Here is a 22839-nt window from a genome sequence, read left to right on the forward strand (position 1 = left end):
ACTCCCGCAACCAATTTTCCCTTAAAATTCACATTCATTAAAAATTCTAATAGAAGAATTGCGTTTCTCTATAGCTTTAAATCATTAAAGTTGTTTATACGGCCCTACTCTAGATCATCTTTAGTGATGTGCTAGGCTGTTTTTGTTCCATAGTTTTCGACGCCTTAATTAGTTAAAATTAGTGATAAAATTTTAAATAATAATTGGGCAATTTTAATGAATCAAATCTACAAAAAAATAATAGCTGTGAGTTTTCTTATTCTAGTGAATATTTTTACTTTCATAGTTGCTCGCCATTTTGAAAATGAAATCATAAAAAGTGAAACCAGTGCACAGCTGAATTCTGCCATACTTAATATCGAAGATAATTTGCGTGAAAGCTCTCTTGCTTTACAAAGAATGGGGGAGCGTTGGGGTGCCAATGATGGAACATCTGAACTGGCGTGGAGAAAAGATGCAATGGCCTATTCTCACGATCTTATTGGGGTTGTAGGAACTGGTTATGCAGACGCAGAAGGGAAAATTCAATGGATCGAGCCTGAAGAGCAAAATAGGGCCGCCGTTGGATTTGTTTTGAAGTCTGAAGAGTCACGTTTAGATGCTATTAAAGAAGCGGAAAGAACGAAAATTCCTCAAATGACTAGGCCAATTGATTTGAAGCAAAATGGTCTTGGCCATCTCATTATTTATCCTGTTTATGTGAAAGGAAAATTGGATGGTTATGTATATCTTGTAGGTCGCTATAGTGAATACTTTCCAAAAATATTACGAAATAAAGACTATATTTTCAGAATTTATTCTGGGAGCAAACTAATCTATAAGTCGCAGATAGATATTCCTCTTGAAAGTGAAAAATTTAAGGCGCTAAACTCGCAGATTAAATATACAAATAACTTTAAAATAGAAGTTTTTCCTACTCTTGCAAAAATTAAATCAATTCATGGAAGGATTACATTATGGGCAATGTTAGGTGCTTCCATTTTATCTTTCATGTTTTTGATCAGTTTAAACTTACTTGAGAAGTCTCGAATCTTAGCGAGAAAGAAAATTGAACAAGAAGCTTGGAAAGATGCAATATTAAATGGAACTGAACTTGCTGTTATATCGACTGATGTAAATGGTCTGGTTGTCTCGTTTAATTCTGCTGCTGAAAAACTTCTTGGTTATAAGCAAGAAGAAGTCGTAGGACTCCATACTCCAGCTCTTTGGCATGATATGCAAGAAATTGCTAATCGTGCAGTTGCTCTTTCTGAAGAATACAAAACACAAATTGATCCGGGCTTCGATGTCTTTGTCTATAAAGCGAAAAAAAATATCTTTGATAGAAATGTTTGGACCTATATTACAAAGATGGGAATTCGTAAGAAGGTCTTATTAACAGCACACCCATTGAAGGATGATGCTTCTGAGGTTATTGGATTTGTAGGAGTTATTGAAGAGCTTACAGATAAATATAAACTCAAAGAGCAGATACTAGAAAAAGAAAAGTCTATTGATAAGCTTATAGAAAATACTTTTGATGGATTTTGGGATTGGAATATAAAAAATGATTTTCAATATATGTCTCCACGCTTTTGGCAAATGTTTGGTTATGACCCGAGTGAAATGAAGCATCATCCAAGTGAGTGGCGAAGTAAAATTTCAAAAGAAGGTCTAGATCTTGCGGATGAAAACTTTAAAAAGCATGTGGAAACAAAAGGAGAGCATCCTTACTATCAAGAGGTTTGTTATAAGCACAAAGATGGCCATGATGTTTGGGTAATTTGTAAAGGTAAAGTGATTGAATGGGCCGAGGATGGGTCTCCTGTTAGGATGGTTGGAACGCACACCGATATTACCGAACTAAAAAAGAAGAATGAAAAAATAGAAGCCGCTAGAAAAGAGCTAATTGCAAGAGATGCAAAAATTTTAGAGCTTAAATCTCGAAATGAAGATTGGTTTCGAGTTATCACGAGTTCATTGCCACAATTGATGTGGACATGTACTCCCGATGGACCATGTGATTATTTAAGTGAACAATGGGTAAAATATACTGGAATCAGTGAAAAAGATCAGCTTGGTTATGGGTGGCTCAATCAAATTCATCCTGATGATAAAGATCGGGTTGTAGCTGAGTGGAGTGAAAAAGTCGTATCACAAAAGACTTTTGTCATTAAATTCAGAATTAGAAGATTTGATGGCGTATATCATTGGTTTGATACCATGGCGATTCCTATTAAAGATGAAAGTGGTGAAGTCGTTCGTTGGCTAGGATCAAATTCAGATATTCAAGAACTATATGCAATCAAAGAAAACTTAGAAGAAAGTCAAACTCAACTCCAAAATGCTCAAGAGTTAGCAAAAATTGGCAGCTGGGAACTGGTATTGGAAAATGGTGAGACAACGTGGTCAAAGCAAATGTTTTCTATTTTTGAGATGCCAATTACGGACAAGAAAATTGAGCTAAAAAGCATAAAAGAAAAATATCTAAAATCTTTGCCTAAAGAATTGAAGGAAAAAGTCGTCCTTTGTAGAACGCAGGGAATACCTTATTCAGGACTTTTTTCTATCAATATTAGCACAGGTCAAAAATGGATTAATGTTAGGGGGGAGCCTGTCTATAAAGATAATAAGATCATTAAACTGCGTGGGACATGTCAGGATGTAACCGAAGAAGTTAATAGTAATAAAGAATTAAATGAAGTTAAAACAAGATTGGTCGTCGCTCTTGAAGGTGCAAATATAGGTATTTGGGAGTGGGATATTGCCACTAACTTTCTTTCTTGGGATAAGCAGATGTTTACCATTTATGGAAAGAAAAAGGTCAATTTCAAGAACGCTTACGAAGATTGGAAGAATAGTGTTCATCCTGATGATTTTGAAAAAGCATGTATTGATTTAGAATATGCACTTAAAACAAACTCTGATTTTAATTCTGAATTTCGAATTATTGCTGAAGATGGTGCTATTCGCTACGTCTATGGAAGAGCGAAAGTTATTGTCGATGAGCAGAAGAAGCCAATTAAAATGATTGGTATCAATTGGGATATTACGAAGATCAAGTTGAATGAGCTTGACCTTAAAAGAACGAGAGCTGAGGCCCTTCAATCATCAGTGGCCAAAGCACAGTTTTTGGCCAATATGAGTCACGAAATACGTACACCTCTTAATGGTATTATCGGTATGTCAAACCTCCTAGGTGGAACGAGTCTTGATGATCAGCAAAGAGAGTATTTGGAACATGTTATTCAATCCAGTAGTATGCTACTGGCCCTTGTAAATGATATTTTAGACCTATCAAAGATTGAGTCTGGAAATATAGAGCTAGAGCATATTGATTTCAATTTAGAGCAAACTCTCGATTATATTATTAGCTCCCTTTCTTATACTGCAAAAAATAAGGGTATTGAGTTAACGTTGTCTTCTGAATTACCAGATCATTTATGGTTAAAAGGTGATCCATCTCGACTAAAGCAAGTCCTTTTAAACCTTACAAGTAATGCTATTAAATTTACTAATGAAGGCTCAGTGAAAATTGAGACTAAAGTTATTTCAAAAGGTGAAACGGACCTAAAAATCAGAATCGAAGTAACAGATACTGGGATTGGAATTAGCGAGTCCCAGCAGGAAAGGTTATTTCAAAACTTCAGTCAGGCCGATGCTTCGACCCAAAGAAAATTTGGAGGAACGGGGCTTGGTCTTGCAATTTCAAAGCTTCTTGTTGAGAAAATGAAAGGTAATATCGGAATAATTAGTAAGCTGGGAGAAGGATCTACTTTTTGGATTGAAATTGATTTTACTCTTGGAGTAGAGGGCGTAAATCACACAGATGAAGAACACTTAGATAATAAAGAAGCAAAGAATATCAAAATACTAGTGGCCGAAGATAATATCATTAATCAAAAGGTGGCCAAGGCGACACTCGCAAAAATGGGTTATGAGTGTCAGATAGTTGGTAATGGTATTGAAGCGATCCAAATCCTCCAAAATATTTCATTTGATCTTATACTAATGGATTGTCAGATGCCAGAAATGGATGGTTTAGAAGCAACTGCTGAAATCCGAAAATCGAGTAGTGGATTCTCTGATATTCCTATTGTAGCAATGACTGCCAATGCCATGAAAGAAGATAGGGAGCGCTGTTTAATGGCCGGGATGAATGACTATATAACTAAGCCAATTATTTTCTCAGAGCTCTCTAAGGTTATTGAGAAGTGGATTAAGTATAAAAAATTAAAGTCTTAGTGTTTAGGAATATAAATCTGATGCTAGAAAATCAATTTTGAGTTTTGTGATTTTTATAGCATCAATTTCTTTAATCTTTAACTTCTCATAAATATGATCACTAGAGAGGCCAAAGGGTTTAGCATCATCATTGTTGAAAGCGTAGTAGACTTCTTTAATATTAGTCATAAGAATTGCGGCCAAACACATTGGACAAGGATGACCACTCGCATAGATAACACAATCTTTCAAATCGAGCGTTTTTAGATTCTTACTGGCAAGTTTCATCGCTTCCATTTCTGCATGAGAGCTTGGGTCAATCTTTGTAAGCATATTGTTTGTTCCAGAAGCTATAATCTCATTATCTTTAGTTATAATAGCTCCAAAAGGTCTGCCACCATCTACTTTGTTTTGTAGGGCCAAATCAACTGCCATATTAAGAAATGTTTCATGTGTTTCCATTATTCTCTCTTTTTTATTTCGCATTTACATTTTCTAAGAGTTTTACAATCTCTTTAAAATTTCTTTTCTTAGCATGTGTTAATGCTGTAACGCCGTTACTATCAGGAATATTCACATCGGCCTTGGCCTTAATGAGTTCTGAAATAATATTTTGATGAACTACTCCACCATCTGAAAGGACAACTGCTTCCATGAGAGCTGTCCATCCCAGATTGTTGACATGATTGATATCGACACTAGTCGTGAGCAGATATTTGACTGTTTCGAGATGTCCTTTTTCGGCCGCAGGAATAAGTGTTGTTCCACCAAAACGATTGGTACTTTTTAGATCGGCCCCATTTTTAATTGTGTACTTTAGTATTTCTAATCGACCTTGAGCACCTGCATATAAGTACGCACTGTCTTGAATATTATCTTTAAGATTTACATCAGCACCACTGTCTATGAGGAATTTAGCGATTTCAATATGATTAAGGTGAGTGGCAATTAGTAGTGGAGATCTACCATTATGATCTCGCTCATCTATTTTATGTTTTTTATCATTGATTAGATGTTGGACACTTCTAATGTCATTTCTTTTAACAGCGTCGTGAATTTCAGAGGCCATCGCTGAATTGCTCATAATCATTCCAATAAACATTGTGTAAAAGATAGTTTTCCACATAATGATCTCGTTTTTTTGAGTTATTTTAGACGTAATCAGAGTTATTATAAAATTAAATTATTAACTTATAATCAGTGGAAAAATTAATAGGTGTTGAAATGCTTGATCCTCATATTTTAAAGAGTTTTATTGCCGTGGCCGAAACAAAAAGTTTCACTCGTGCTTCAAGACTTGTTGGATTAACTCAATCTACGGTAAGTCAGCAGATTAAACGACTAGAAGAGCAAATGAGTTGTGAATTAATTCTTAGAAATGGAAAAGAGGCTTTACTCACAATCGAGGGAGAGAAACTTCTTATTTATGCTAAAAGAATTTGTAATCTTATCAACGAAGCGCATGATCAAATCAAATTTGATATGTCACATGGTTTGATTCGCATTGGACTTCCAGAAGATATTGCGGGGTCATTTATTGCACCTGCCTTGGCCAAAATTAAGGCCAAATTTCCTAAAACACAGTTTTCTATAACCAGTGGTCTTAGTGCATTTTTATGGAGCAAGTTTAAAGAGGGGGATTTTGATATTGTTTTAATCAAACAACCAGAGGGTGAAACGACAGGAATCGCTAGCTGGGAAGAACCTCTTTGTTGGATTGATAATAAACAAATCCACAATTATAAATTAGATCCAGTACCTTTAGTTGTTTTCCCCTCTGGAGCTCTATATAGAGGGGATATGATCCACTATATGGATAGCATTGATCTGAATTGGCGTATTTCCTATGAAAGCTCAAGTGTGGCCAGTATTTGTTCTGCTGTAGAAAATGGATTTGGAATAACACTATTACCGAAGAGATTAGTGAAAAAAGATCATAAAATATTGAATGCAAAAAATGGATATAAGAGTCCAAGGCCATATGAGCTTGTTATGCATACACAAACAAGCTCTTCGTCCTTAGCAAGAGAGATTACTAAGGACTTGATTAGCGCTTTGAAGAAATACTAGTCGTATAGCTCTCCAACAAAACGGTTGAACTGTAGAGAGTGTGGTTCGTAGGCAAAGTTTTCAATATAATCATATCCAATGACTCCATATCCTTCTTGACCCCACTTAGGACCCCAGCTGTTCTTAAAAAGAAATTGTTTCTTAACGTCATCATACCCAACAAGTAAGATGGCGTGCCCAGCACAAAAGATTTCACCACTTTCACATTTATCATCAATTTCTTTATCAAAGTGGGCAAGTCCTGTTTTATCATCCCAGTTTTCTGGATTTACTTTTGCTGTAATCACCACAGGTCTTTGTTGTTGTAATCTGTCTTTAATAATTTCCACCTGAGTTTTAGAAGTCCAAAGTCTAGACATGTGATCGACTTCTAATCCAGAGTATCTTACTGGTTTAAATTTACTAAGATCTTCTACTGGTAAATGAGCAAAGCAATATGCCGGAGCTTTCTCTGGTTCTTTTAAAAACTGCGCACATGGTCCACCGTCTTCAAAAAGAGATTTTTCATAGGGAACATCTTTTTCCATGAACTGAATAGAGTCGCTTTTTAATTGAAGAAGAATATCATAGGGGTCACCATGTTCTTCGCTTACTCGGTGAAGGTGATGCGCCTTCGAGCGATGAATAATGTACTGTTCAGAAAGTTCAATATAGCGATTGAATTTCGAAATGAATAAACTTTCTAATAGGGCCGTACATGAGAAGTAAGCGCAGGTATTTCTGTTACACTGGTCTTTTACACGTGTTTGGTATGGCCTTAGGTCAACATCCCAAGCAGAAGCTTGAGCGATAAATAAAATAAAAAGAGCACTGATTTTAATAAATGATTTCATGCTCTATTTATAGTGGTTTATTGGGTGTTTGCTAAGGTTGCATGTAGAATATACTGGCGCTGTCTAAAGAATAAACGCCACTAAATATCTTTAATTTTAGAGGCTTATCCCAGCTTCCAAGGCGGCTTTATCGAAATCGGGAATAATAAGTTCAAGATCATTTATATTAATATTTTTAATATTTTGCATCCCGCTTCCCGTGTCAGCGGCTTCAAAAACTCCCGTGCAATTTTTTTTACATTTTAAAAAGATAAAACCATTATTATGACCGACATGGGCACCGCGATTTGTAGAGGAGAAGTAGCTACCGGCCGGTACGATACCATCCTGCATAGTTTCTTTAAAGCGTTCAAAGTCCACGGCCCTAATATTTCCTTCATCACCTAGTTGTTTTTTTATAGCGATATAGAACTTTTCAATTTTTTCACTAGGGATTTTATTCGCCTTAGCGAGTTCGGTGACTTCAATGAATTTATTTGTAATTGTCTCAATTGCTCTATAATGCTTCTGTTGCGCTGCTTGTTTGAATAGAGATAAATCTCTTTTAAGTTTTGGGGATACAGTAGCTCTAAGAGTACTAGCTTCTGATATCGTTCTTGTTGAAGATGCCGATGGACTTTTGGCATACTGCTCAAGCATTGACATGATTTCTTCATCAGTTGAACCATCATCGACGAGATAGAATGAACCATCATCGTGAGGAAGTTTACCTGTAATCCCTTCTCTCATGAGTTCATCTATCTGTTTTTGAGAAAGGCCGGCTTCTTTTAATATCCTCGCCTTTTCACGAAGCTCTTGTTGTGTGTATTTGAAAATTCCACTATCGCCATGATTGTGGGCAGTGATGATTGCCGCTCTCTGTTTCGCCGTTAAGGAGTCAATTGTTGTTAATTTTAATGCCGCAGCTATTCTCTTTTCATCTGTCAAAGTTGAGTTTTTAAGAACTCGACTAACTCTTTGCAATTCAGCCTGAGTCGTAATTTCTTTACCAGTAAGAGTACGATAGATACTTGAAAGTTTTTCATTCTGTTGATTGAGTTTTACTTTGTTTACAATCGCCGGAACAAATGGAAGAGCACCTAAAGCTGCAAAGGAAGAAGAAATAAGACATGATTTATAATCTTTTACTTTTTGTGCATTGGAATTGCTTGATGCATTGGAGCAAGTGAGCTGGCTCCAGTTTTTTGAAAGTTGCTCAGAATTTGATGTTGTTGCAATTTCATAATCAGAGCAAACATGGGCAGCATCTTTAATTCCCTGAGCAAAGAAAAAGGAGTCAGCGCTTAGAATTGCCGCCTTTGAAATTGTGGCCACTCGAGTTGCCGTTAACCCAAGTCTTGTCGCTAACATTGTTCCAGTAAAAGCTCCACCAACCCCAGTGGTCGCAGTAAGGGCCCCTGTTGCAATCGTTAACCCTGCATTGATTGCGAGATCTTTTGTGAAATTAGAAGCATTATCTTTGAGGCCGCGATACGAATCCATACACCAATGGAAAGTTGAAACATTTCTTATTCCAAGACCTTTGAGCTTTTCAGATTTTGCTGCATTTATATTTTCTTCGTGTGAATAGGCCTTAAATAAATCTGCCGATGGAGCATTTGAAATATGTTTTACAACTTCACTACAATCTCCTTCATTTCTGAGAAGACATGATTGATCTGAATTATTTCTAGCTATTTCTTTTATGAGGTCATTCTTGTTTTCTGTAAGTTGGGCCTTGAGAGCTTTTTGGAAATCTGCTTTATTTCCTTTGTTAAGATAATTTTGAATCTTATCTCCCATCACAAAAGGATAAGTTGCTTTTATTAATTCTTCATATTGTTCGAGCTCTTTTTTTCTTTCGGAGGTCGTTGTTCTCTTTTTCTTTTCTGCTTTTAATGCCAGAAGGGGTTCAATTGCATTTTCATAGATCTCTTCTTCGAAGTTCTTTGCAGATGAGACTTGCTTACAATTATTTGCCATGGCCAAGCAATCTTCTTTCAGTCTTGGGATAGAGATGTCGCTACAGCTGATTCCATCTAAGGCCGAAGTGTCGAGTGTTGCATTGAGATAGGCTAATTCTTGTAAAAGGTTTTTTCCTTCACGCCCAATTCTTAGAAGTGATCCATATGTGTCAGCGACCAGTGCTTTTTGAAAAGTGTCTCTTCTTTGATTCTGATTTCCCGGAATCTTTGAAATTATGGAATCAGGATCTTCGCCTGGAAAGCATGATTTAAGAGAGCTCTTTGAAATAAAATTATGAGAAAGACCAAGTTTTGAGTACTCATTTTTTGATAGTCTTTCTTCTAGTTCTTCAGCATCGTTAAAATCGCCTAGGTTGTTCAGTGCCCATTGGCATTTATCCCAAGGGGAGCTCGCCTCAAGAGAGAGAAAACCCCAACCTTTTTCAAAGTCATCTGCTAATTGTTTACCTATGGAAGATGGACAGGATGTTTTTGATTCAAATTCATGACAATTGAAAGTGAGTCTCGGGTTATTAAATTTAGAAACCTTGTCTTGTGATAACTCTAATGATGCTCCAAGAATATCTGATGTGAATTCTTCATCACATTTAGAAATGGCAATTGTATTTGTAAGTTCAATTTTTTGACCAGAGCTTTTACAAAGGCATTCTTTCTGATTAATAGGAGGGCAGCTCTGGGCACCACTATAAAAACTAATGGTCCACAGAATTGTGAATATGATTAATGTGCCTACTCTCAAATCTTTCACCTCAATAGAATAATGTCTATTCGGCATTTTTAGTTGAGATCTTTAGTAAACTATTGGACTTGCGATGGAATCATCAAGATTGCGTGCCCATGAAATTGGGCACTTACAAGTAGTCTTTCGCGAGAATTACTTTTGTTTGTTCATATCCGGCCTTAACAAGTTCTTCGAAGTGAATGGCACTTGTTCTAGAGTACTTGAAAAGATCCAAATTTATCGCTAAGTCGGCATCTTCAATTTGATCGCGAGTTCGTTGATCAATGGCAATATCGAGGGCATTGGTGGCAACATCAATAATGCTGTCTGGTTTCATGTAGGAAAAACTTCCATTTAGATTCACGGCCATAATAAAGCCTGATTCAAGTTTATGAAGAGCTGAGATTGGAACATTTTCGGTTAACCCGCCATCTACGAGAACTCTACCATCTATAATCTGTGGTGTATAAATTCCAGGTACACAACAGGAGGCGAGTAGGGCCTCTTTAAGTCTGCCTTGGCTTAATACTATGGCTTCTCCTGTTTCAATATCTGTCGTATGAATGGCCAAAGGAATTTCGGCCTGTTCAATAAGTGCATTCTTGGGCAAATAAGTTTCGATAAGTTTTATCAGAGGTCCATTTTCAAAAACACCAAGTGCGCCAATTTTAATTGAGCGTATATCAATGGGTCTTAATGTTTTAAGTGTTTTTTCTAGCTCATTAGGCTTCATTCCAAATGCATATAAAGCGGCGACGATGGCCCCTGCACTCGTTCCAGCAATATTTCGAATATCGATACGATTTTCTTCTAAGACTCTTAGAACGCCAATATGGGCAGCTCCGCGGGCCCCGCCGCCACCTAGGGCAAGTCCGATATTTCTTTTTAACATTCTATCGATAAAGCTAATCATTTTGAGTCCTTATTTTTAACCATCAATTGTCTCTGGCCGATGACAAAGGCGGGGGCAATTGATATATTGCACTAAGCATCTAAAGTGATAATAGCGAAAGGACTTAAAAAATGTCTAAGAAAATCAGCCTAACTGGTATAAAGCCTACAGGGGCTCCCCATTTTGGAAATTATATTGGCGCAGTAAGACCAGCTCTTGAAATGGCCAATAGTGATGAGTATGAAGGAATTTACTTTATTGCCGACTACCATTCACTAACTTCGGTTCACGATCCAAAACTTTTAAACGAATACATATATGAAGTTGCAGCAACATGGCTTGCTTGTGGATTAAATCCAGACAAGACGACAATTTATCTTCAAAGTCAGGTTTCTGAAGTGATGGAATTCAATTGGATTCTTTCATGCTTTACTTCAAAAGGTTTAATGAATAGAGCGCATGCTTATAAAGCATTCGTGCAAAAAAATGAAGAGCTTGGTCGCGATGAAGACCAAGGTGTTAATATGGGATTGTATACATACCCAATCCTTATGGCCTGCGATATTCTTATTCATAAGGCAGATGTTGTGCCTGTGGGTGAAGATCAACTTCAGCACGTGGAAATTTCTAGAGACATTGCGAATGCATTTAATCACAACTATAAAAAAGAACTTTTTAAGCTTCCTGAAGGGATGGCAAGAAAAGGCGTAATGCTTCCTGGTCTTGATGGACGCAAAATGAGTAAGTCTTATAATAATCACATTCCATTATTTTTGGATGAGAAAAAATTGCGTAAGACAGTCATGAAAATCACGACAGATTCAACTCCTCCAGAAGCACCAAAAGATCCTAATGCCTCTTTAGTTTTTGATCTCTTCAAATTCTTTGCAAATGAATCGCAACAAGCAGAACTTGCAGCTTGGTATAAAAGAGGGATTGGCTGGGGTGAAGCAAAAGATGAGTTATTCAAAGTGATGAATAATGAAATCGGCGAAGCAAGAGAGAAGTATAATCACTATATGAGTAACAAGCATCTTATAGATGAAATTCTTCATGCAGGTGCAGCTAAACTTCGTCCAGGTATTCAAGAATATCTAAAAGAAGTGAAAGAAGTTATTGGAGTAAGATAAAGTGGGGCGCATTAAACTTCGCCCTTACAAAAACCCTCCTCTCTTTAGAAAAGTTGCCATGGGAACATGGAGGACTGCTAAGGATCCCTCTGTCTATGGACTGCTAGAAATTGATATGAAAGCTGTCCTCGAACTTCTACCAGAATACGAAAAGAAACATAATATCAAAGTAACGGCTTCCCATCTTGTTGGGAAGGCCATTGCTTTTTGCATGAGTAAAAGACCAGAAATTAATGGTATGATTCGTGGTTCTAAACTCTACCTTCGCGAGAATATTACAGCGTTTTATCAAGTTAATGTTCCAGGTGCAAAAGATGAAATTGGCGGGGCCACTTTATCTGGGGCAACAATTGAAAAAATGGAATTAAAGACTGTTGGTGAAATTGCAAAAGAATTAAATTCAAAGGCAAGGAGAGTTAAAGAAGATCAGGATGACGATATTTCTAAAAATATGAGAATCTTTAAGTATCTTCCTTGGTGGTTGTGCTCAACCTATTTGAATATTTCATCATGGTTGGTTTACGGATTAAATATTAATCTAAAATTTTTAGGAATACCGAAAGACCCATTTGGTTCTGTGATGATAACCAATGTCGGAAGCCTCGGTATAGATATTGGTTTTGCTCCCTTATGCCCGTATACTCGGGTTCCCTTGATTTTATTAGTAGGAAGTATTCAAAAAATGCCATGGATAGTTGACGACGAAATTCAAGTAAGACCAATTCTAAAAGTTGGAGTTACCTTTGATCATCGTTTTATCGATGGGATACACGCTTCACAGATGGCCCGAGACTTTAAGAAATGTTTTTCCCATCCGGAGCAATATCTATTAAATGATTAGAATTCTGGTAAAGGGCCGTTAAAAATATGACGATAAGCTCTTTATGAAGAGTTTGAATGGTCTTATTTTATTATCATTAATTATTAATCCACTTTATGCGGATCAATTTCCAGTTGATGTTTCAATTCCTAAGTTACAAGGAAAAGATAGAGTAGATATCGCAAAAAATTTAATTAATGACCTAAGTCGTAGGGCCTCTTCATTAGATACAATTTTTGTTACAGTTCCAGATGAAGATTTAAATAAAATTGAAAATGAAATTTGTGTTGAGTGTGAAAGACTCACTCCTTTAGCATCTGAAATTAATGCTATCCTTAAAAAACAAGCACACAATCTTCCTGATTCAGACGAATTGAAACTAGAGACACAAAGTTTGGAAGGTATTATTTCTTACGTCAATATAGTTGAAAGTAATGGACAAACGAAATGCCATAAAATTGAAAATTTTGACACTACAGAAGAATTTCGAAGCATCAACAATGAAGAGTTAGTTTTTGTATTCAAAGAAGAAGTTGATGGTTTTAAAATGAGAACTGTAATGTTTTCAAATTCTGGAAACCAAACCGCCTATTTTCGTGGAAAAGGAAAGGATGCTGATAAACTTGTTCGTGTCGATATGGATGGACAGGGGAAGTCATACATTACTTACTACAGGATAAAAAACGTTAAAGACATTATTACTTATGCGGATGAAAAAAGAAAATTAGAACAAGACTTGGCCCTTCCTTCATTAGGAGATGGAAAAGCTCAAAAAGAAAGAATTGGAAAAGGTGTTATCGATTCATCTTTGAATACTCATTGGACGGGTGAAAATGGACATGTTCGTGCTTCTATTGGTCCAAAAGTGGAATACAAAAACTTTCTTCCAAATAAAGTAACAGTTGTAGACTTTGATAATGAAATTCAGCTTACAAGTAAAACGACAATTAAAAGTGATGCCATGGTGACCTCATCTGGAACTAAGGCGACGGCGACTATTGAGGATGAGAATATTCCTGGGGCGAAGGTTAAAACATCATATACATTTGAACCAGATAAACAATCTGTTGGGATGTCTGTAAAAGCAAAAGACGGCCCAGGCATTGCAGGAAATGTTGAGATTATAGATGAAAAAAGAAATGTTGATGTGAGACTTGTGAAAAAAGACGATAATCCTTATGTGTATATGAAGCTTAAAGATGAAGGGGATTATCTTGTGGGTCTTCCTTATCAATTAGAGTCTGGAGACTACGGTATAGGTGGTGAGCTTCAATATCAAAATACCGGTGAGCGCAGAGTGAATATGAGTGTTATGCACCAAGGAAAGTCTGTAGTTGATACTTCATTGGCCGCGACTGAGACTTCACGCTCGATAGGTGTGTCTAAAAGCAAAACCTTCAAAGATAATTCAACGTTGAGTATTAAGTTTGAAAATACTCGCAACACAGTCTCAGATGCGAGTGATAATACCTTCTGGTTAAGTTATAAGAAACGCTTCTAAAACAATGGATTTGAAAGAATTACTCATTCCAGGAGTGCCAAAGCTCTTGAATTTTCGTGATATTGTAATCATTTCCTAACCCCTTATGTTTATTTCTGGAAAAGATATGATTCCTCTCGAACGCTAGAGAGGGAGGGGGAAATGAAATTTTCAGTTATTTTTCTGGCCATGATTTTATCAATGCTTTCTCATGCAAATGAAAAGATGAGAATTACTGATCGAGAACTTCAAAGTGCAAATCTTTGCTCACTTTATGCCGTTTATAAAAATGGCAGTGAATTCAGTGAGGGGATCCCAAAAGTTGATTGCGATAATGGATCTTATATTCTGCCAATGACAGGAGTCATAATGGGCGGAGATCAAGATGCGGTACTTAGTGAAGTGAACATGAAAATGGAAACGGCCGGACTTTCTTATAAAGGCAAATTACCAATTACGCCTACAGAGTCAGACATCGAGAAAGATCAAAAAGTCGTCCAGCATCTATTTATGCGTTAAGACTATTTGTGGTAAGGGTGGCCTTGATAAATTGTCTGAGCACGATAAAGCTGCTCAATGAGAATTAGCCTGGCCATCTTATGTGGAAATGTTAACGGCGATAGCGAGAGTTTTGCGTTTGCCCTCTCGATAACCTTAGGTCCATGCCCTGAAGCGCCACCAATGACCAATACGATTGTCTCACTACGATTTTCTATTAGATCGTAATACCATTTTGAAAATTGCGGACTATCATAGATTTTGCCATTCTCTGCAAGAAGAATGACGTAGGCGCTGCCACCTTTACAAATGTCATCTATTCTTTTTAAAACCTCATCACCTTCAAGAGTGAGATTTTCTGCGTGTGATTTAACTTCGTGGAGTTTTAAAAGAGGATTCTTGAGGCGCTTTAAATAATCGGCCTCAAGAATATCTATATTTTTATCTTTGATTTTTCCAACAGAGATAAGGTGAACTTCTTTCATTTACTAAAAGTAGCCTCTATCATTGCTAGATGATGATGGGTTTTCATCAGAAGAGAAGTAGTATGATTGTGGGATCTCAACAGTCGGAGCACCTGTCCATAGATTATCTAGGTCATAAACATCTCTAGATGATTCAAGGAATACGTGAACGATGATGTCACCAAAATCGATAAGAATCCAATCAGCATCACTCATACCTTCTTTAGAAAGAACTTCGTGACCTCTTCTTCTCATTTGGAAACCAATTTCTTCTGCCATTGATTTTGCTTGAGTTAAGTTCGTAGCAGAACCTAAAACATAGTAATCAGCAAGAGAGCTTGTTTTAGAAACATCTAGGATTTTAAGATTAATCCCTTTGAAATTTCCTAGTACCCAAGCGGCCGATAGGGCCATATTTTTTGGGAAAGATAAATTTTTATCTTCAAAAATTTTATCAACTTCTTTTGTAATGAATTCTCTACTCATAATTAATTTTTTCCTTAACCGTTCAAGCTTGTAAGCATGAGGCCTTTGAGTATATCTATATTTCTTCCAGAACTAGATGAGATCGGAAGGACTTTTCTATCAATTTGTTCTTCGAAGAATTTTACAAATTTTTCAATTTCTTCTTCGGTCATAGCATCGATTTTTGTGAGGCAAACAATTTCACGCTTATTCAAAAGCTCTTCGTTATATTTTCCAAGCTCTTGTCTAATTATAACATATTGCTCAAACGCCTCAAATTCATCCAAACACCAAGAAACGTCTACTAAATGGACAAAGGCCTTAGTTCTTTCAATATGTTTTAAGAATTTAATTCCTAATCCTTTACCCTCAGAAGCATCTTCAATCAAGCCCGGAATATCGGCCACAACATAAGAAACTTCCTCGTCCATTTTAACAACCCCAAGATTTGGCTCTAGGGTAGTGAATGGATAGTCTGCGATTTTAGGCTTCGCCGCAGAAATTCTTGAGATTAGAGTTGATTTACCTGCATTTGGTAGACCGATAAGAGCGATATCAGCAAGAAGCTTGAGTTCAAGTTCTAGTTCAAACGTTTCACCTTCTTTACCTTCTTGGGCATAACGAGGGGCCTGGTTTGTAGAAGACTTGAAATTCATATTTCCTAAACCACCACGTCCACCTTGAGCGATAAGAACCTTCTCTTCGTGGGCCGTTAGGTCAGCAATAATTTCACCAGTATCAGCATTGCGAACGATAGTTCCTACTGGAACTTTTAGAATAAGATCTTCACCGTAACGACCATGCATTTGACGGTTCATACCATTCTCACCATCTTCAGCTTGATGGTGTTTTTTTCCGCGGAAATTTACCAGTGTGTTTACACCTTCATCAGCTTGGAAATAAACGTTTCCGCCACTTCCGCCGTCTCCGCCATCTGGACCACCGAATGGTACATATTTTTCCCTACGGAAACCTACGCAACCATTACCGCCACGTCCTGAACTTACAACAATTTTAACTTCATCTATAAAGCGCATAATGTCTCTTCCGTCTCATCGACTGTAGATATAATATTTAGGGGCGTTATATAATAAAAAAGGGGAATCTAAAAGATTCCCCTTTAATTATTATAACCTTTTTAGGTTTTTTAATTAAGCATCTACAACAGAAACGATTTTTGTAGTTTTGTTGTAGTAAGAGAACTTAACAACTCCATCTTTAAGAGCGTAAAGTGTCTTATCTTTACCAGTTCCTACGCCTTGTCCAGCGTGGATTTTAGAACCTTTTTGTCTAACGATGATGTTACCGTTAATAACTTTTTGACCACCGTAGATTTTTGTACCTAGCATTTTTGGGTTCGAGTCACGTCCGTTACTTGTTGAACCACCGGCTTTTTTGTGTGCCATTATATTACTCCTGGATCTTCTTTAAATTATTTTAAAAACTTCTTAGCTTCTTTAGAAGCTGCGTCGATTTTAACTGCGTTTCCGTTACCATCATTTACTTCAGTAATTAGAAGGGCCGTGTAGTGTTGACGGTGACCATTCTTTCTTCTGTAAGCACCTGGCTTTCTTTTGAAAACGATTACTTTTCTAGATCTGTCGTGCTTAATAACTTTAGCAACTACTTTAGCGCCGTTTACAGTTGGAAGACCAACTACTGGCTTCTCTCCACCAATGAAAAGAACGCTTGAAAACTCAACAGTAGATCCAGCTTCGTTAGCTAGTTTTTCTACGTCAAGTACGTCGCCTGCTTGAACTTTGTATTGGTGTCCAGCGATTTCTACTACTCCGTACATCAACTTCTCCTATTTTCGACAAACCAAGGGGTCCAGTCGGTATGACCAGAAGCTTTTAGGCCCCAGATTTGAGTCATTTTAGCTTATGAACCTATGACTTTTATTAATTTTTTGGCCCTATGTCAAGACAATTAAGTTGTGTAGGCAGGAAAAGCCTACCCTTAAGAAAAATTTATTTTGCGATGCCTTATCTCTGAAAGCAAGGCTCCGATAAGACCTATTGAGTAGGATAAGGTCCTAAATTAATGGACGAGGATAGGTGAATGACAACAAGCAAAACAAATTTTGATGAAGGTATTAAGTATACTTACTTTCAATATTTCAAAGACTTAGAGTTTCCAATATATATTAGAGTCTGTCTTGCGGACTTTGATCCTGACCTTGAAGGCTTTGTGCGAGAGATTGGCTTTACGGAGCTAAAGGAAGCGGAAGAGCAAAGAGTGTGGTCTGATTTAAAGATGCGCTCTTCAAGCCGTCTTTTGACAATTTCTGAGGCCTCAACTGTGGTGGCCAAGCAAATTGAAATGGCCCAAGAAAGTGATAAGTATGGCCATGAAAGTATTATTCCAAAAAATGGTTATGGTGTTTACCGCTATAAAAATGTGGCCATGATGGTTTATTCATTAGCTTCACATGAGTGGCAACTTGGGGTCTTTTCAGATTTTGGGAGTCCACGAGTTGAGTTTGCAAGCCGTGCTGTATTGAATCGTTTTCTTGCTTGGGCACTTAGTCCGCTTGGTATTGTCGGCTTTTGGGGATCATTAGTAGACGAAGGCGCAGTTGTGATGAAGCAATCAGAGGCCAAGGGAGAAGTTGTCTTTTTTGATATAGTAAAAAAAATGACTTTTTCAATGGATGGTCATAAGAAAATGAGAAGACGCTTTAAAATGATGAAGTTAAGCGAGTCTTTAAAGAATAGAAATATGCCAATGTCGCCAGAAGAGTTAATGAGCTTTTTGTCGGTGAATTGTTGTTACTTTGATCATAGAGGTCAAAGTGTCGCTATAAGACAATTGATTCAAACTGTTGCGCGAGAGTGTGAAGGACTCATTCATCCAAAAGAGAGTTTCGCCCCTAGAGCAAGCGCAAATAGATAATTCCTAACATTTACATGGTGAGTGCTCGGGGTTAAGATTTTGGAATGAATTATCCAAATATTGACCCCACTCTTTTTTCTTTAGGCCCATTACATGTTCGTTGGTACGGACTTATGTATGTGGTTGGCTTTGTCATTGCAAACTACCTTTTGAAAGTTCTTGTCCGAAAAGGATTTTTTAAAGTTACAGAACAAAAAATTGATTCACTAATAACTCATATGCTTATTTGTATGTTTATTGGTGCAAGATTTTTCTATGTGTTCATTTATAACTGGGATTATTACTCACAAAACCTTGGAGATCTTCTCGCTGTTTGGAAGGGAGGATTAAGTTTTCATGGTGCCCTCGTTGGACTTGTTGTTGGTGGAATCATTTTTGCGAGAAAGAATAATATAAGCTGGCTGCAAGTTTTGGATTCAGTAAGTCTTGCAGGAACTCCTGGACTATTTTTTGGAAGGATGGGAAATTTTATAAATGGCGAACTTTTCGGAAGAATAACGGATTCACCAGTTGGTATGATTTTTCCCGATGGCGGACCTTATCCTCGACACCCTTCACAGTTATATGAAGCCTTTTTAGAGGGTCTTCTTCTCACTTTGATTCTTTGGTTTATTATGAAAAAGTCAAAGACTTATGGAGTGGTGTCAGCATGCTTTTTAATTGGATATGGATTTTTTAGATATATTGTAGAGTTTTTTAGAGAGGCGGATGCGCAGCTTGGTTATTACTTTGGTGGAACTACAACAATGGGTCAGATTCTGTGTCTACTGATGATTTTCGCAGGATGTGGTCTTCTTGTATTTGTTCTTAAAAGTAAGCAACGTTTACTTCGTTCTTGATCCTGACATAATTTCTTTAATGAGCGGGGGAGTTGCTCCCGCTTGATCATTTTTAAAAATCGTTAAATATACAGGGAAGCATATAATGGTACATCCACCATTATAGATAATTTTATTATTGTCCTTATTGTTCCATACATACACTGCATGGTTTTCTTTTTTAAAGTAATGATCTTGTTTACCGAAGCGATTAATCAAAGCTTGATGAAAAAGATCGTGAGAGAAGTAACTAGGAAGTGTTGCGTAAAACCCTGTAGATTTTCCATTATCCGTTTGCAGATAAATAGGAAAGTTATAACGAATATGTCTTAGATAATATTTCGTTAGTTTCTGTTGGCCATTCTCTTTAATGATTTCGCCAATACCAAAGTCTTTCTCCACGGCTTTAATATCGCCATCAGGATAGAAAGGTTTAAGCATATCTAGACTGAAGTTATAGTTAGGCGCTTCGACCAAAGAATTTGCCGAGTTTACAAAAAACCAGTTGGCCAGAATAATTGAAAGAATAAAACATCTTTTATTCATAAGTCACATCATAAGATTTTATTAACCATTAGGGAAAGGGGAAATAAATGCAAGAAGCTTCAAAAAGTGAGGCAAAGTTAATTGGACTTGCAATGTTAGCAGGTCTTATTGTTGGTCTTATACTCTATTTCACTGGAACAGGTGAATATGTTGAATACGTAAAACCCATTGGAACTATCTTTGTCCGACTATTGAAGATGGTTATTATTCCACTCGTGTTTTCATCAATTTTTATGGCAATGTTTCACCTTGGAACACCTGAGGCCCTAGGGTCAATGGGAAGAAAAGCCGTTGCTTATTATTTCATTACAACTGTATGTGCAGTTTTTCTTGGAATCGTTTTTGTTAACCTTATCAATCCCGGAGTAGGGGCGGATTTAGGAGCAGCAGGGATTCATGGTTTAAACTCAACAATGCAACAGAAAGTAACTTCAACTCAAGGTCTTTGGTCGACAGTTATTGGTGTATTAGTTGATGCTATACCAACGAACCCATTTGCATCTATGGCAGATGGTACTGTGTTGCAAGTAATCGTGTTTGCAATCATGTTTGGTATCGTCGCTCTTTATCTTCCAAAAGAAAGTGAAGCTGTGATCAAATTCATGAAAAGTCTTGAGGCCATGACTCTTAGACTTACTCATGTGATTATGAAGTTTGCACCTATTGGTATCTTTGTACTGATGTTAGATGTCATGGCAAAGACAGGCTTTGATGCTGTTATTTCGCTTTCAAAGTATATGGCGACAGTTATCCTAGGTCTTGCTTGTCACTTTGTGATCTTACTTCTTATTGCAGCTTGGAGACTTAAAAAGAGTCCCGCGTTTATTTTAAAAAGTCTAAGTTCACCACTTCTTACAGCATTTTCAACTTCTTCATCGGCCGCAACATTACCAATTACAATGACAACTGTTGAAGAGAATCTAGGTGTTAGAAAAGATACAGCGAAATTTGTTCTGCCACTAGGAGCGACTATAAATATGGATGGTACTGCTCTTTATGAATCAGTTGCTGCAATTTTTATTGCTCAGGCCTACGGGATTCATTTAGGAATTGATAAACAAATCATCGTCTTTATGACAGCATCACTTGCGGCGATTGGAGCGGCGGCAATTCCGGGCGCAGGTCTTATTACAATGTCAATTGTTTTAGGAGCGGTTGGACTTCCTATCGAAGGTATTGGACTTATCCTTGCCGTTGATAGAATATTAGATATGTTCAGAACAACGGTTAATGTTTTTGGCGATTGTGTAGGAACAATTGTTGTAGATTCACTTCTTGAAGAGAATGATTTTCAAGAGGACGAACCTGAGGGTGAAGTTGTAACACCTTAGAAACAGATAAAGCTTAATCGTGGTTTTTTGTTTATATGGTAAAATTCAGGAGGCTTTAGTTGACTGCCTCCTGCCATAGTATAAAATATGATGATTAATTGACCCTTCAGGAAGATAAAGGGTTTATCCATGGAAGTAGAAAAAGTGAATATGAAAATAAGATCAATTAGTTTATCAGTTTTGTCTGTTATTCTATGTAGCTGTGCTTCAGTTAAGAAAACGGAAACTCCTCAAAAGCCAGTTGAAACAGCAGACTATTCACAACACAAGGCCTGGACTGTTGAGGCCCAAGGTCGTGTTGAGAAACATTCGGAATCAACAATTGTTGGTTCTGCCGTAATTTCAAAACCTGAACAATATGATGGAAAAACATATTTTCTCTACGGTGCTGAACATCTTAATCTAGAAAACTATTATTTTGATATCCCTGTTGTTTACAATGCAGCAGTTAAAAAGTGGATTAACTACTTTTTAAATCGCGGTAGGGGATTCTTTGAAAGATACGGTGCTAGAGCAGGTCGTTATGCTCCAGTTCTTGGAAAAATTCTTGAAGATCACGGACTCCCAAGGGACCTAATTTTCTTAGCTATGGCGGAGAGTGGGTTTCAAAATAAGGCCAAGTCATGGGCCCGTGCCGTTGGTCCTTGGCAGTTCATGCCTTACACTGGAAAGCGTTATGGTTTGAAAATAGATTGGTATGTCGATGAAAGACGTGACCCAATTAAAGCGACTATTGCAGCTTCAAAATATCTAAAGAAACTTTACGGTGATTTCGGTGCTTGGGAATTGGCCGCTGCCGCGTACAACGCAGGTGAAGGTAAAATGTCTCGCGCCATTCGTCGCTATAAGACAGAAAACTTCTGGCACTTAACGAAAGGTCGCTACCTTAAAGCTGAAACAAAAAACTATGTTCCTAAGATTATGGCCCTTGCTATTATCGGAAAGAACTTAAAGTCATTTGGATTTGATGAAATCAATTTTCACGAGCCCTTGGACTTTGAAGAAATTAAAGTTCCAGGCAATACAGATATTATGTTAGTTGCTGAAGCTCTTGGAACAGACTTTGAAGAAATGCAAAGATTAAATCCAGAAGTTCTAAGATGGTTTACTCCACCAAATATGGAAGAATATGTTCTTCGCGTACCTGTTGGAACTAAAGTTGCTTGGGATGATTGTTGTAAAGATGCAAAGCTCTTAGCATCTGATTACCAACAGTATAAAATTCTTGGAAGTAAAAGTGATCTAGAAGATGTGGCCAGAAAATTTAAAATTAAGGATCCGAAAGTTCTTTTAGCACTAAACCCTGACTTTTCTTTGAAACAAAGATTACCTAAGGGAGCAATGTTAACATTGCCATTTAGAAGTGGTCAGAGCAAACAAGATGAAATGTATGCAGATCTTTATGAGAAGCCTCGTAAAGAAGTAGTAAGAAAGAAAAACTACAAGAGAAGAATCTCGGTGGCCAAATCTCGAGCAAGACCAATTACGAACCCATCGCGCTATTATGTCGTGCAAAAAGGTGATTCTTTATGGGCCGTTGCAAAAAAGACTGGAATTAGCTTAGACACACTGATCGTATCTAATTTAAAAATCCTACAAAATAGAATGATAAGGGCCGGCGATAGGCTGGTTGTTGAATAAAAGCTCCCGAAAGGGAGCTTTTTTTTTGTCAGTAGACTACTTCTTGTTGTACACTCTGGGCCTTGAAA

The 22839-nt window shown here is 37.2% G+C and carries 20 protein-coding genes and 1 pseudogene; 10 read left to right on the forward strand and 11 right to left on the reverse strand.

The window, feature by feature from the left end; translation table 11 throughout:
* Positions 1-216: 216 nt before the first annotated feature.
* Positions 217-4224, forward strand: a complete 4008-nt coding sequence (locus tag M899_RS12450; RefSeq protein ID WP_021271824.1) for a PAS domain-containing protein — start codon at positions 217-219, stop codon at positions 4222-4224.
* A 3-nt stretch (positions 4225-4227) separates the two neighbouring features.
* Here M899_RS12450 and M899_RS12455 read toward each other — a convergent pair whose 3' ends face one another.
* Entirely contained in the window at positions 4228-4665 is a 438-nt protein-coding gene (locus M899_RS12455) for a nucleoside deaminase (RefSeq protein WP_021271929.1), read from the reverse strand.
* Positions 4666-4678: 13 nt separating this feature from the next.
* On the reverse strand, positions 4679-5287 hold the full coding sequence (locus tag M899_RS12460) for an ankyrin repeat domain-containing protein (protein WP_021271839.1): 609 nt from the start codon (positions 5285-5287) through the stop codon (positions 4679-4681).
* Between the two features lie 116 nt (positions 5288-5403).
* Between M899_RS12460 and M899_RS12465 the strand changes: the two genes are divergently transcribed.
* Positions 5404-6273 (forward strand): LysR family transcriptional regulator, encoded by an 870-nt coding sequence (locus M899_RS12465; protein ID WP_155897209.1) that lies wholly within the window; start codon positions 5404-5406, stop codon positions 6271-6273.
* Here the strand turns inward: M899_RS12465 and M899_RS12470 are convergent.
* From M899_RS12470 to M899_RS12480, 3 genes are all read right to left on the reverse strand, one after another.
* Positions 6270-7106, reverse strand: coding sequence for a C1 family peptidase (locus M899_RS12470; RefSeq protein ID WP_021271816.1), 837 nt, complete (start codon positions 7104-7106; stop codon positions 6270-6272). The genes M899_RS12465 and M899_RS12470 overlap by 4 nt on opposite strands.
* A 96-nt stretch (positions 7107-7202) precedes the next feature.
* Positions 7203-9809, reverse strand: a complete 2607-nt coding sequence (locus M899_RS12475; protein ID WP_021271743.1) for a hypothetical protein — start codon at positions 9807-9809, stop codon at positions 7203-7205.
* A 112-nt stretch (positions 9810-9921) separates the two neighbouring features.
* Entirely contained in the window at positions 9922-10704 is a 783-nt protein-coding gene (locus M899_RS12480; RefSeq protein WP_021271884.1) for a patatin-like phospholipase family protein, read from the reverse strand.
* Positions 10705-10814: 110 nt separating this feature from the next.
* Between M899_RS12480 and M899_RS12485 the strand changes: the two genes are divergently transcribed.
* From M899_RS12485 to M899_RS12500, 4 genes are all read left to right on the forward strand, one after another.
* A complete protein-coding gene (locus M899_RS12485) occupies positions 10815-11813 on the forward strand; it encodes a tryptophan--tRNA ligase (RefSeq protein ID WP_021271727.1) in 999 nt (332 codons plus the stop codon).
* 58 nt (positions 11814-11871) lie between these two features.
* Positions 11872-12654, forward strand: a complete 783-nt coding sequence (locus M899_RS12490; RefSeq protein ID WP_155897210.1) for a 2-oxo acid dehydrogenase subunit E2 — start codon at positions 11872-11874, stop codon at positions 12652-12654.
* A 43-nt stretch (positions 12655-12697) separates the two neighbouring features.
* Positions 12698-14134 (forward strand): hypothetical protein, encoded by a 1437-nt coding sequence (locus M899_RS12495; RefSeq protein ID WP_021271855.1) that lies wholly within the window; start codon positions 12698-12700, stop codon positions 14132-14134.
* A 141-nt stretch (positions 14135-14275) separates the two neighbouring features.
* Complete coding sequence (locus tag M899_RS12500) at positions 14276-14632, forward strand: hypothetical protein (RefSeq protein WP_021271761.1); 357 nt, start codon at positions 14276-14278, stop codon at positions 14630-14632.
* A 2-nt stretch (positions 14633-14634) separates the two neighbouring features.
* On the opposite strand, the gene M899_RS12505 is transcribed toward M899_RS12500, so the two are convergent.
* From M899_RS12505 to rplU, 5 genes and pseudogenes are all read right to left on the reverse strand, one after another.
* Positions 14635-15096 carry a 23S rRNA (pseudouridine(1915)-N(3))-methyltransferase RlmH gene (locus M899_RS12505; RefSeq protein WP_021271928.1) on the reverse strand — a complete coding sequence of 154 codons (462 nt, stop codon included), beginning with the start codon at positions 15094-15096 and terminating at the stop codon, positions 14635-14637.
* A gap of 3 nt (positions 15097-15099) precedes the next feature.
* The gene (gene rsfS, locus M899_RS12510; protein WP_021271849.1) at positions 15100-15561 is read right to left on the reverse strand and encodes a ribosome silencing factor; all 462 of its coding nucleotides are present in this window, start codon (positions 15559-15561) and stop codon (positions 15100-15102) included.
* Between the two features lie 14 nt (positions 15562-15575).
* A complete protein-coding gene (gene obgE, locus M899_RS12515; RefSeq protein WP_021271938.1) occupies positions 15576-16577 on the reverse strand; it encodes a GTPase ObgE in 1002 nt (333 codons plus the stop codon).
* A gap of 114 nt (positions 16578-16691) precedes the next feature.
* Positions 16692-16946: a 50S ribosomal protein L27 gene (rpmA, locus tag M899_RS12520; protein WP_021271903.1), complete on the reverse strand. Its 255-nt coding sequence runs from the start codon at positions 16944-16946 to the stop codon at positions 16692-16694.
* 92 nt (positions 16947-17038) lie between these two features.
* Positions 17039-17338: pseudogene (rplU, locus tag M899_RS12525) on the reverse strand (50S ribosomal protein L21); the annotation flags it as partial.
* A 263-nt stretch (positions 17339-17601) separates the two neighbouring features.
* Here rplU and M899_RS12530 point away from each other — a divergent pair.
* Positions 17602-18435 (forward strand): hypothetical protein, encoded by an 834-nt coding sequence (locus M899_RS12530; protein WP_021271844.1) that lies wholly within the window; start codon positions 17602-17604, stop codon positions 18433-18435.
* A 44-nt stretch (positions 18436-18479) separates the two neighbouring features.
* Positions 18480-19274: a prolipoprotein diacylglyceryl transferase gene (gene lgt / locus M899_RS12535; protein WP_021271859.1), complete on the forward strand. Its 795-nt coding sequence runs from the start codon at positions 18480-18482 to the stop codon at positions 19272-19274.
* Here lgt and M899_RS12540 read toward each other — a convergent pair.
* Positions 19260-19799: a hypothetical protein gene (locus M899_RS12540; RefSeq protein ID WP_021271774.1), complete on the reverse strand. Its 540-nt coding sequence runs from the start codon at positions 19797-19799 to the stop codon at positions 19260-19262. The genes lgt and M899_RS12540 overlap by 15 nt on opposite strands.
* Positions 19800-19846: 47 nt before the next feature.
* Between M899_RS12540 and M899_RS12545 the strand changes: the two genes are divergently transcribed.
* Together M899_RS12545 and M899_RS12550 are read left to right on the forward strand one after the other, a co-directional pair.
* On the forward strand, positions 19847-21130 hold the full coding sequence (locus M899_RS12545) for a dicarboxylate/amino acid:cation symporter (RefSeq protein ID WP_021271802.1): 1284 nt from the start codon (positions 19847-19849) through the stop codon (positions 21128-21130).
* 129 nt (positions 21131-21259) lie between these two features.
* On the forward strand, positions 21260-22771 hold the full coding sequence (locus tag M899_RS12550) for a lytic transglycosylase domain-containing protein (protein ID WP_021271848.1): 1512 nt from the start codon (positions 21260-21262) through the stop codon (positions 22769-22771).
* Positions 22772-22839: the final 68 nt, after the last annotated feature.

The sequence above is a fragment of the Bacteriovorax sp. BSW11_IV genome (genome assembly GCF_000447755.1).
GTDB lineage: Bacteria > Bdellovibrionota > Bacteriovoracia > Bacteriovoracales > Bacteriovoracaceae > BSW11-IV.